Origin of the sequence: Mycetocola saprophilus (genome assembly GCF_000718085.1) — a bacterium.
Taxonomy (GTDB): Bacteria; Actinomycetota; Actinomycetes; order Actinomycetales; family Microbacteriaceae; genus Mycetocola; species Mycetocola saprophilus.
This window is the reverse complement of the sequence record NZ_JOEC01000001.1, coordinates 766,640-778,231: the sequence shown is the minus strand read 5'-3', so window position 1 is coordinate 778,231 and position 11,592 is coordinate 766,640. Positions and strand designations below refer to the sequence as shown.

8 protein-coding genes are annotated in these 11,592 nt (G+C 66.4%); all 8 read right to left on the bottom strand.

The annotated features are described in order from the left end of the window. Positions 1-168 precede the first annotated feature (168 nt). The 8 genes from IE92_RS0103510 to IE92_RS18700 all read right to left on the bottom strand — a co-directional run bounded on the left by IE92_RS0103510 (position 169) and on the right by IE92_RS18700 (position 11,543). Positions 169-1,287, bottom strand: coding sequence for an adenosine deaminase (locus IE92_RS0103510; RefSeq protein ID WP_030143491.1), 1,119 nt, complete (start codon positions 1,285-1,287; stop codon positions 169-171). 94 nt (positions 1,288-1,381) lie between these two features. Further along, entirely contained in the window at positions 1,382-2,686 is a 1,305-nt protein-coding gene (locus IE92_RS0103505) for a thymidine phosphorylase (RefSeq protein ID WP_030143490.1), read from the bottom strand. A gap of 111 nt (positions 2,687-2,797) precedes the next feature. After that, on the bottom strand, positions 2,798-3,205 hold the full coding sequence (locus IE92_RS0103500; protein WP_030143489.1) for a cytidine deaminase: 408 nt from the start codon (positions 3,203-3,205) through the stop codon (positions 2,798-2,800). A 2-nt stretch (positions 3,206-3,207) separates the two neighbouring features. Beyond that, positions 3,208-4,536 carry an ABC transporter permease gene (locus IE92_RS0103495; protein WP_030143488.1) on the bottom strand — a complete coding sequence of 443 codons (1,329 nt, stop codon included), beginning with the start codon at positions 4,534-4,536 and terminating at the stop codon, positions 3,208-3,210. Then, positions 4,533-6,029 (bottom strand): ABC transporter permease, encoded by a 1,497-nt coding sequence (locus IE92_RS0103490; RefSeq protein WP_245601208.1) that lies wholly within the window; start codon positions 6,027-6,029, stop codon positions 4,533-4,535. Before IE92_RS0103490 ends, IE92_RS0103495 begins: the two co-directional genes overlap by 4 nt. Continuing rightward, entirely contained in the window at positions 6,026-7,561 is a 1,536-nt protein-coding gene (locus IE92_RS0103480) for an ABC transporter ATP-binding protein (protein WP_030143486.1), read from the bottom strand. The genes IE92_RS0103490 and IE92_RS0103480 overlap by 4 nt, the downstream gene beginning before the upstream one ends. 128 nt (positions 7,562-7,689) lie before the next feature. Next, on the bottom strand, positions 7,690-8,772 hold the full coding sequence (locus tag IE92_RS0103475; RefSeq protein ID WP_030143485.1) for a BMP family lipoprotein: 1,083 nt from the start codon (positions 8,770-8,772) through the stop codon (positions 7,690-7,692). 509 nt (positions 8,773-9,281) lie between these two features. Next, a complete protein-coding gene (locus IE92_RS18700; protein WP_030143484.1) occupies positions 9,282-11,543 on the bottom strand; it encodes a hypothetical protein in 2,262 nt (753 codons plus the stop codon). Positions 11,544-11,592 lie beyond the last annotated feature (49 nt).

Sequence of the window (11,592 nt, the reverse complement as noted above, 5' to 3'; positions counted from 1 at the left end):
ACGCACACGACTGATCCCGCAACTAAGCACTGAGAAAGAATACCCCCGTAAAGCCCCCGCTACTCCATCTTTGCACGAGTCGAACCCGGTTGATGACACGCGCACCATTAAATACGGCGGCGGCCGTCGCCACACGAGGTGACGACGGCCGCCGGACCGGTTCGAAGTCTAGCCGCGGACGGCGTCGAAGCCCGCCTGAATCTGCTCAACCAGGTACTCACGGTCCTCGAGCGGGAGGAACGCGCCGGCGGCGGCGTTGAGCTGGAAGGTCTCCAGGTCATCCAGGTCGTACCCGAAGGTTTCCACCAGCAGGCCCAGCTCGCGGGTCAGTGAGGTGCCGCTCATGGTGCGGTTATCCACGTTCACGCTGACGCGGAAGCCCAGCTGGTGGAGCATGTCGAACGGGTGGTCGGCCAGATCCTCGCCCCAGGCGGCGATGGCACCGGTCTGCAGGTTCGAGGAGGGGCTCAGCTCGAGCACGATCTCGCGGTCCTTGACCCACTCGGACAGGCGTCCGATGTTCACGTAGACCTCGTCGTCATCACTGCGCTCGACGGTGACGTCCTCGGCCAGGCGCACACCGTGGCCCAGGCGCAGCGCGCGGCCATCGATGATCGCCGAGGTGATCGACTCCAGACCGGCGGCCTCGCCGGCGTGCACGGTCACCGGGAAGAAGTTGGCGGCCAGGTAGTCGAATGCGGCGCGGTGACGCGAGGGCAGGAAGCCGTCCTCGGCCCCGGCGATGTCGAAACCGGAGACGCCGCGGTCGCGGTGACGCACGGCCAGCTCGGCGATCTCCAGCGCGCGGTCGGCGTGACGCATCGCGGTGATCAGCTGACCCACCTCGATCTCCCGGCCGGACTCGCGCACCTCGGTGACGCCGTCTTCCAGCCCGGCCTGCACGGCCTCAACAACCTGGTCCAAGGTCAGGCCGCGGGTCAGGTGCTGCTCGGGGGCCCAGCGGATTTCGCCGTAGATGACGCCGTCGGCGGCCAGGTCCAGCACAAACTCGTGTGCGACCCGGCGCAGGCCGGCCTCGGTCTGCATCACGGCGGTGGAGAGGTCAAAGGTCTTCAGGTAGTCAACCAGGTTGCCGGCGTTGCACTGGTCCAGGAACCACTGTGCAAGGTCTTCGGCGTTGTCGGCGGGGAGTTCAAGATCGATCTCACGGGCGAGATCGATGATGGTCTGGGGACGCAGGCCGCCGTCGAGGTGATCGTGCAGCGAAACCTTGGGCAGACGGGCCAGATCGACGCCATCAAGCGAGGGAATAGTAGTGTTAGTCACCCGCTCAGTCTAACGGGGGCACTCCCCCACATTTCGTGAAACACCGCGGGGTGAACGGGAACTTCCCCGTTCACCCCGCGAGTGTTACGACGCGCTATCCGATCTTCTCGGCGATCAGCGCCGGCGGGGTCCAGCCGGCGGCGTCGGCGGAGATTTCGAAGGCACCGTCGATCGCCTCAAGCGCGCGGGCAAAGCGGGCGGGCTCATCGGCGGAGAGGGTGAAGAGTGGGTCGCCCACCTTCACGGTGTCGCCGGGCTTGGCGTGCAGGTCCACGCCGGCCGCGTGCTGCACCGGGTCCTGGGCGCGGGCGCGGCCGGCGCCCAGGCGCCAGGCGGCGATGCCGAACGGCAGAGCGTCCTGCCGGGTCAGCACACCCGCGGTCTCGGCGTATACGGTGTGGGTTTCCCGGGCCACGGGCAGGGCCGCATCCGGGTCGCCGCCCTGGCCGGCGACAAACGCCCGCCAGGTATCCATCGCCCGGCCATCGCGCAGCGCGGCCTCCACGTCGGCGTCGGGGTGACCGGCGAGGGTCAGCATCTCCTTGGCCAGCGCAACCGTCAGCTCCACGATGTCGGCCGGACCGCCGCCGGCCAGCACCTCGATCGACTCGCGCACCTCGTTGGCGTTACCGATTGCCAGGCCCAGCGGGGTATCCATCCGGGTCAGCAGCGCGGTGGTGTTCACGCCCGAGTCGCGGCCGAGGTCCACCATCGTCTGGGCCAGCTCGCGCGCGCGGTCGAAGTCGCGCATGAACGCGCCGCCGCCGAACTTCACATCCAGCACCAGCGAGGCGGTACCCTCGGCGATCTTCTTCGACATGATGCTCGAGGCGATCAGCGGGATCGAGTCCACGGTTCCGGTGATATCACGCAGCGCATACAGCTTCTTATCGGCCGGGGCGAGGTCGGCACCGGCGGCGCAGATCACGCCACCCACCTCGCGCAGCAGCCGGGTCATCTCCTCGGGTTCGAGATCCGCCCGCCAGCCGGGGATCGCCTCGAGCTTGTCGAGGGTCCCACCGGTGTGACCAAGCCCGCGACCCGAGAGCTGCGGCACGGCCACACCGAAGCTGGCCACCAGCGGCATCAGCGGGAGGGTGATCTTGTCCCCGACTCCCCCGGTCGAGTGCTTATCGGTGGTGACCTTGCCCAGGCCCTCGAAGCTCATCCGCTCCCCCGAGTTGATCATCGCGTGGGTCAGATCGCGAATCTCGGTGCGGTCCATCCCGTTCAGGAAGATCGCCATGGCCATCGCGGCCATCTGCTCCTGGCCCACATAGCCGCGGGTGAACGCGTCCACCAGCCAGTCGATCTGGGCGGTGCTCAGGGTGCCCGAATCTCGCTTCTGGCGAATCAGGTCTACCGCGTCGAAGGCCTCTACGGCGTTGTTGATGGTCATCTTCGCTCCTTTATTTGTGCCGAGTATTTCGGCCCGGATGCCACACAGCGGCGACCCGATTGTGTCGGATCGCCGCTGGAGGCACTGTGAAATTGAGGTGAAACGGAGGGGCTACTCGCCCGCGTACTCCACCAGGGTGCGCGGCCCGAACGCATCGGGCAGCACCTCCTCGATGGTGCGAATCCCCGAGAGGGTGTTGAGCAGCATGCCCTCGGCGGAGTGCTCAAACAGCAGCTGCCGGCAGCGACCGCAGGGCATCAGTACCGCGCCGTTCCCATCCACACAGGCGAACGCGACAAGCTTGCCGCCGCCCCCCATGATCAGGTCGGAAACCAGCGAGCACTCGGCACACAGGGTCACCCCATAGCTGGCGTTCTCGATGTTGCAACCGGAGACGATCCGGCCGCCATCGGTGATCGCCGCGGCGCCCACCGGGAACTTCGAGTACGGGCTGTAGGAGCGCTCCATCGCCGCCACCGCGTGTGCGTGCAGGGCATCCCAGTCAATAGCGTCGGACATGACTATCCCTTGATATAGGGCTTGCCGGACGCGGCCGGGCCCACCGATTGGCCCACGAGACCGGCCACCGCCAGGATGGTCACCACGTAGGGCAGCATGAGCATGAACTCGCTGGGAACCGGGGATCCCACGGCCGCCAGCACGTTCTGCAGGTTCGAGGCGAACCCGAACAGCAGCGCGGCCAGGGTCGCGCGGATCGGGTCCCAGCGACCGAAGATCACGGCCGCAAGGGCGATGAATCCGGCACCGGCAACCATTTCCTTCTGGAACGAGCCCACCGACACCAGGGTGAAGTAGGCACCACCCAGACCGGCGATGGCACCTGCCAGCGAGACGTTCCAGAACCGGGTGCGAGCCACGTTAATACCCACGGTGTCGGCGGCCTTGGGGTGCTCACCCACGGCGCGCAGGCGCAGGCCCCAGCGGGTCTTGAACAGTCCAAGGAAGACCAGGGCCACCACGATGTACATCACGTAGACCAGGGCCGACTGGTTGAACAGAACCGGTCCGATGACCGGAATCTCGCTCAGGCCGGGGATGGCCACCGGAGACAGACGCGGCGCGGTGTTCAGCGTCGCGGCATCCTTGGTCAACACCGAGGAGTAGAGGAACGAGGTCAGCCCGGTGACCAGCACGTTCAGCACCACACCGACGATGACCTGGTCCACCAGGTACTTGATCGCGAAGGCGGCGAGCACAAAGCTCACCAGCACGCCGGCGACCATCGCCGCGAGCAGACCCACCCAGGGGCTACCGGTCAGCGAGGCGACCATGGCCGAGCAGAACGCACCGGCCAGCAGCTGACCCTCGATGGCGACGTTGACCACACCCACACGCTCGGAGATCACGCCACCCATCGCACCGAAGATCAGCGGCACGCTGAGGCTCACGGTACCCAGCAGGAGGCCGGTCACCGGCACGTTGTTGCCCACCATGGCCCAGGCCAGGAAGGCCACCATGAAGGCGACGGCGAAGACGATGACCGCGGCGGTCACGATGATGCGACGGGTGCGCGGGATCAGCGTTCCGGTCTTGAGCGTTGCCCAGACCACCACCGCGGTCAGGATGATCAGCAGGACGGTCACCACCTGCCCGGTCAGGGCGGCATCGGTATTCCAGGTCGGCAGGCTGATCAGGTCGTCCTTATTGGACCAGCGGAACCCGGTCTCACCGTGACGCGGGAACACCAGGAACAGCAGGATCGACACGAGGCTGAACACGCCCAGCGCGATTGCCGCCTTCCAGCTGCGCAGCTCCTTCTTCTCCAGCACCTCACTGATCGCGGCGTCGGCCGCGGGGGTCACGACCCCGTTGTTGTTGTGTGCGCTCATGCCGAGACCGCCTTAGAGTTGCGACGCAGCGGACGGCGCTTGAGCTTGCCGTCGGCCGAGGGGATGAAGAAGATGGCGCGGATTAGCGGCGGTGCGGCGATGAACAGCACGATGAGCGACTGAACCACTCCCACGATGTCCACCGAGACACCCTCGGCGGCCTGCATGGCGAACCCGCCGGCCTTGAAGGCACCAAAGAGGATACCGGCGGCGAAGATACCCCACGGACGCGAGCGTCCCAGCAGGGCCACGGTGATCGCATCGAATCCGATACCGGCGTCGATGCCGGAGGTCATTCCATCCGGGGTCGTGCCGAGGATCTGCATCACACCGGCCAGACCAACCAGACCACCGGCGAGGGCCATCGCCCACATGTAGGTGGACTTGACGTTGACACCGGCCACCAGCGCGGCGTTGGGGTTGGTACCCACCGCACGGAACCGGAAACCGGTGCTCGAGCGGTTCAGCAGCCACCACACACCCGCGGTCGCCAGGACCACGATGATGAAGCCGGCGTGCAGCTTGTAGTTGGGGCCGAGGATCGCCGGCAGAACCGCGGTCTCCAGCATCGGGGGCGACTTCGGGTTGACCGAACCCGGTGCCTGCAGCAGGCCCTGGGTGCGCAGCATGAAGGAGATCAGGTAGAAGGCGATGTAGTTGAGCATGATCGTCAGGATCACCTCGTGCGCGCCGGTGCGCGCCTTGAGGAATCCGACGATGCCACCCCAGATTGCGCCGGCCGCCAGACCCGCGAGGATTGCGACGGGCAGGTGGATCCACATCGGCATCGGGAAGGAGAATCCGACCCAGCCGGCGGCAGCGGCGGCCACCAGCATCTGGCCACGACCACCGATGTTGAACAGGCCCACGCGGAAGGCGAGGCCCACGCCCAGACCGGCCGCGATCAGCGGGGTCGCGTAGGTCAGGGTGTCGGTCAGCGGACGAATGCCGCTGGCGAAGTCATCCCGACCGAAGTTGTAGATCGCGCCCTGGAACAGCGAGCTGTAGGCACCGGACACCGCGTTCCACACGGCACCGAAGAAGTCTCCGGGCTGGGCGAAGAAGTATCCGGCGGTTTCCTGGACTTCGCTGTTGGTCAGCGCGATCAGGATGCCACCGATGATGAAGGAGACCAGAACGGCGAGGATCGTCAGGACGATCGGGCCGTTCATGATCTCGCGCAGCACGCGGTTGGTGGCCGGCTCATCGGCGGAGGGCTTGGCCTCCCCCTCGGCAACGGCCTTGGCCGCCGCCTTCTGCTGTGCCTTGGTCGCGGCCTTGGCCGCAGGAGCAGCTACCGGAGCCGAGGCTACGGGAGCGGAGGCCGCCTCGGAGGCGACCGGCTCGGTTTCGGTGGCGGCGAGGATTGCCTCCTCAACCTCCTCCACGTGGTGCTGGTGTGCCTCGGCGCTCTCGGCTTCCTGACGACGGCGCTCGGCGCGCGTCGCGGGCTGCTCGGCCTCGTTTTCGGGGTTCATGGGCTCCTCGTTCACGCGGACACCTCGGCACTCGCGTCGGTTTCTTCGGCGTGACGTTCGCCGGCCATCATCAGGCCGAGAACCTCACGCGGGGTGTTCGCGGGCACGATGCCCACGATCTCTCCCCGATACATTACGGCGATGCGGTCGGCCAGGGCCACCACCTCATCCAGCTCGGTCGAGACCACGATCACCGGCACGCCGGCGTCACGGGTGGCAACCATCCGCTTGTGCACAAACTCGATCGAACCCACGTCGATGCCGCGGGTCGGCTGGGCGGCCACGAACAGGGCCAGGTCGCGGCTGAGCTCGCGGGCCAGCACAACCTTCTGCTGGTTACCACCGGACAGCTCACTCGCAAACGAGTTGATGCTGCCCGAGCGGATGTCGAACTCGGTGCGCTTCTCGGTGGCGAAGGCATCGCGGTACTCGCGCTGCACGCTGCCGGCCTTCACGAAGGGGGCACCGGTCGAGCGGTCGAGCATCAGGTTTTCGGCGATCGTGAACTCGGCGATCAGGCCGTCCCGGTTGCGGTCCTCGGGGACAAATCCCACGCCGGCATCCAGGATGCTGCGCACGCTGGTGCCCAGGATCTCGCTGCCGTTCAGCGTGATGCTGCCGGACACCTTCTGCTGGAGTCCCAGCAGTGCCTCGGTGAGCTCGGTCTGACCGTTGCCCTGCACGCCGGCGATGGCGAGGATCTCGCCCTGACGCAGCGAGAAGGACACGTCGTTGACAACCTTGAGGCCGTTCTCGTCCAGGACCGTCAGGCCCGAGACCTTGAGCACCTCACTGCCCGGCTTGGCGGGCTCCTTGTGCACGGTGAGGTCCACCGAGCGGCCCACCATGAGCGCGGCCAGCTCGGCGTTGCTCGCGGTCGGGTCCGCCTCGCCCACGATCTTGCCGAGGCGGATCACGGTGATGGCGTCGGCCACCTCGCGCACCTCGCGCAGCTTGTGGGTGATGAACACGATCGAGCGACCCTCGGCACGCAGCTGCTGCATGATCGCCATCAGCTCGTCGGTTTCCTGCGGGGTCAGCACGGCCGTGGGCTCATCGAAGACCAGCACGCGGGCATCCTGGGAGAGCGCCTTGATGATTTCCACACGCTGCTGCACACCAACCGGGAGGTCTCCCACTCGGGCGTCGGGGTCCACATCGAATCCGAAGCGTGCGGAGATCTCGCGCACGCGGGCGCGCGCCTCCTTCATCTTGAGCACGCCGGCGAACCCGGCCTGCTCGTGACCCAGGATGACGTTCTCGGCGACGGTGAAGACCGGCACCAGCATGAAGTGCTGGTGCACCATGCCGATGCCGGCGCGCATGGCGTCACCGGGACCGGCAAACTGCTGAACCTCATCGTCCAGCAGGATTTCGCCGCCATCGGCCTGATACAGACCGTAGAGCACGTTCATCAGGGTGGACTTGCCGGCGCCGTTTTCGCCCAGCAAGCAGTGAATCTGACCGGGTTCAACCACCAGGTTGATCCGGTCGTTTGCGGTAAAGGCACCAAATTTCTTGGTGATCCCGCGAAGTTCGAGTTTCATTCTGTCCTTCTCAGTACAGCGGGGTACAAGGCGAATTCGACCGGGGTCTGGCCGAATAACGGGGCACGCGTCCGGGGGAACGAATGGTGTTTCGCTCCCCCGGACGCGGCTGTACTACGTGCCGAAAATTACTTCTTCGGCGACGAGGGGGACTTCACGACGATCGAGCCGTCGATGATGCCCTTCTTGATGGTGTCCAGCTCGTCCTGCAGCTTGGGGTCAACCTTGCTTTCGAAGTCGTGGAACGGAGCCAGGCCAACGCCGTTGTTCTCCAGGGTACCGATGTAGGCGGTGGCGTCGAACTTGCCCTTGCCGGCCTGGGTCACGATGTCATTGGTTCCGGACTTCATCTGCTTCAGCACCGAGGTCAGGTACAGGTCCTTGTCGGCCGGAGCGGTCTCGTAGAGGTCCGCGTCCACACCGATCATGGCGACGTCCTTCTTGGAGTCCTTGATCGCGGTGATTGCGGACTGGAAGACCGGTCCACCCACGGGCATGATGACGTCGACGTTCTGCTCAATCAGACCGGCGGCAACCTGCTTGGCGGTGTCGTTGGCGGCGAAGTCACCGGTGAACGAACCGTTCTGGGTGTCAACGTTCCAGCCGCGGACCTGAACGTCCTTGCCCTTCTGCTCGTTGAAGTACTTCACGCCATCGGCGAAGCCATCCATGAAGATGGTCACGGTCGGCAGCTGCATACCACCGAAGGTGCCGACAACGCCTGTCTTCGAGTAGGAGGCGGCGGTGTAGCCGGCGAGGAAGGAAGCCTCGGCGGTGTCATAGATCATGTGCTTGACGTTGGGCAGGTCAACCTGGTTGTCGTCAAGGGTCACGAAGTGGATCTTCGGGTTAGCGGTAGCGGCAACCTTGGTGGCGTCCGACAGCTTGAAACCAACGCTGAAGATGATCGAGCAGTTCTGATCAACCAGGCTGGTCATGTTGGGTGCGTAGTCGTCGTCCTTGTCCGACTGCACTTCCTTGGGCTTGACGCCCAGCTTCTTCGCGGCCTCAACCAGGCCCTCGTAGCTGGACTGGTTGAACGACTTGTCATCGAATCCACCGGAGTCGGAAACGATGCAGGGCAGGAACTTGCTGTCGGCAGCACCGCCCTCAGCAGGCTTGGTGGGTGCCTGGCCACAGCCAGCCAAAAGCGCGATAACGCCGAGCCCGGCGATACCGGCGGCGGCCGCCTTACGAACGGAAATAGTCACGGGTTAGACCTCCAGAATGCGTCCTCGCCGATCGCGAGGGTCTGTGCCAAACGTTACCTAATGTTTCGGGCCCCCGGGCCTTCCTCCGCGCGGCCGAAACACAAGTGTTACATCCGTGCTATGGACGGTGGGTAGCCGTGCGGCGAATTTTCGGGACTTTTGCGCGTTAAACCCTTAACGCGGCCTCATTGAACGAATCTGGGACATCTCGGCGTGTCGCCAGTTTATGAGCGCATCCACAGGCTCGATTCACGCGTTCGGTTCTCGGGGCGGTCCCAGCGAGCGTTCGGGAACCCCTCTGCTTGCTGAAAGCACGACCCCGCGCCTCGGAACCGGGTCGAGGCGCGGGGCGGGTGTCGCGGGATGCACGCCGGTTATGCACGCGGGGCGTCCGGTGCGCACCGAAGGGTCGGTGTGCGGGGCGGGACCCTGGTGCGGGGTCGGCGCACGCCGCGGCGTGCACTACAGGATCGGCGCCCGCCGCGATGGGTTTTGCGGGGTTGGCGCGGCTAGATCGCGTCCCGACGTCGGGCACGCAGCGCCACCACGGCACCACAGGCCAGCAGGAGGCCGGCACCGCCGAGTGCGAGCAGCGAGGAGGTGCCGGTGTGGGCGAGCCCTCCACCTGCTGTTCCCGCCTGGTTCCCCGTGGGGGTTCCGGGAACGGTCGCGGAAGATCCCGGCTGACCGCCGACGCCAGGCCGGGCACTCGGGACACCCGAGGGGTCGGTGCTCGGGTCCACGGTTGCCGTCGGTTCCGTGCTGGGTCCCGCAGTGGGATCCGTCGACGGCTGAGCGGTGGGCTGCGTGGTCGGTTCGGGGCTCGTGGATGGCTCGGGGGTAGCGGTCGGCTCGGGCGTAGCGGTCGGCTCAGGCGTCGCGGTCGGCTCGGGCGTAGCGGTCGGCTCAGGGGCGGCCGCCAGCAGCGGCAGCGCGAGGGCCGCATCCAGGCTGCGGTCCCCCGGGGTCGCGCTGAGCAGCACCACCGAGTAGTCCACGCCGGGCTTCATGGTGCCCGCGGCCGGACGCACCGAGCGGTCAAAGAACCCGTTGCGCAGGTTCCAGCCCGGCTCGATCTCGACCTTGGTGACCGCATCCTCGGCCAGATAGTTGGCCTCGCGCGCGTTCCAACTCGCGGTGGGCACGATGCCGTAGATCAGGTTGGTCTTGGGGGTGCCAAAACCGCCGCCGAGCACGTTGATGTCGTTGTTCTTGGTCACGTCGAACCGGGTTCCCACGGGGTGACTCTCCACGTTCAAGCGCAGGGTGGGCGTGGTCGGGGCGGGGAGCACGGTGAAGTGGCCGATGCTGCTCACCACGTCGGGGCCGTGCCCGTTGCGAGCCAGGGTGCGGTACTGCGCACCGTCCCAGTCGGCGGGCACGGCGTCCACGACCATCGAGCGCGACTCCAGCACGCCGTCGCCGGGCAGGACGTTGTTCCAGGTGGCCCCGCCGTCACGGCTGAGCTGCGGCACATAAACCGGGGTTGGATAGCCGGTGAAGCCCGATGTGACAAACGCCTGGGACCCGGCGTAGACCACGCGGTCGCGCGGCTTGGAGTCCTCCCAGGGCAGCACGAGCGCCTGCACATCCACAAACGCGTCGGAGGTGGTCGCCGAGAGCGATCCCGCCTGAACGCTCAGGCGATAGTAGGCGGCGTCGCCCACCTTGCGATCGGCCAACACCAGGCTGGTGGCGGTGGCGCCGTCGATGTCGCTCCAGGGGCCGCGCCAGCTATTTGCCCGCTGCCACTGATAGGTCATCGGGATGTTGGTTGTGGCCGCGCCGGTGAGGGTCACAGTATCTCCGGGCAGCGCCTGCACGCCGCTCGGCTGCTGGGTGATTTTGATCGGCTGAATGTCGGCATAGTCCGGCACTCCCCCGGCCAGGTTGACGGTCACGCCGTAGGGCACCTTCTTGGCATCCCCCGATCCACCGCTGGAGTGCCAGTAGGTGGTGAGGCCCGACCGGTAGTGGAAGTCCACCATGTCGGTGGGCCAGGATCCCCAGCCGGTCGGGTTTGCGGCCTTGGTGGCCGGGGAGATCGCCGAGTCCTTACTGCGCGGGGACGCCGGGTTTTTCGGGTCGGTCAGCGGGAAGTAGTCGACGCCCGCATAGTGCGGGGTCGAGCGGATCTGATTGCCCGAGATGCTCACGTTATCCAGCTCCAGGATGACCGCGTTTTTCACCGGGGTCAGCGGGGTGGTCGCGCCGGATCCGCCGGGATCGCCGGCCGAGCCGCCCAGGGTCGCCCGAATCACACCGTGTCCGGAGGCATCCACGTCGAGCACGGGGTCCTGGATGTACCAGGGCACCAGGCCGCCGTAGGAGTAGATCGTAAACGCGCCGGTCCAGGCGATATGCGCCTCTCCGGTCGCGGTGTTGTGCTGGCCGGTGCCGGCGGTGAACAGCGCGCGCTGGCGGGAGTCATCGCCGACCATCGGCAGGCAGCGGTTGTCGCGGGTGACCTTCAGCGCGTCGCCGTTTGCCGCACGCTTAAGCAGGGTCACATTGCCCTCGGTGGTGCGGTAGTCGGCGTCGGTGCCGTCGGCAATACCCGCGACGAAATACGAGCAGGCACCGCTGTTACTGGTGCCCTGGGAGACGGCATTAACGCCCCACTCGAAGGTCGCGGTGGTGATCGGGGATTCCTCGCCGGGGGCGGCGAGGGCCGAGGTGGCGGGTGCCAGGACGGCACCCGCGCCTCCGGCAAACAGCGCGAGGGCAACGCCGGCGGCGCTCCACGCGGAGAGTGTACGAGAAATTGGCACGGTAACTTCCGGGTCAAATAACGGGGGACGGTTAAGCGTAGCCTAACCT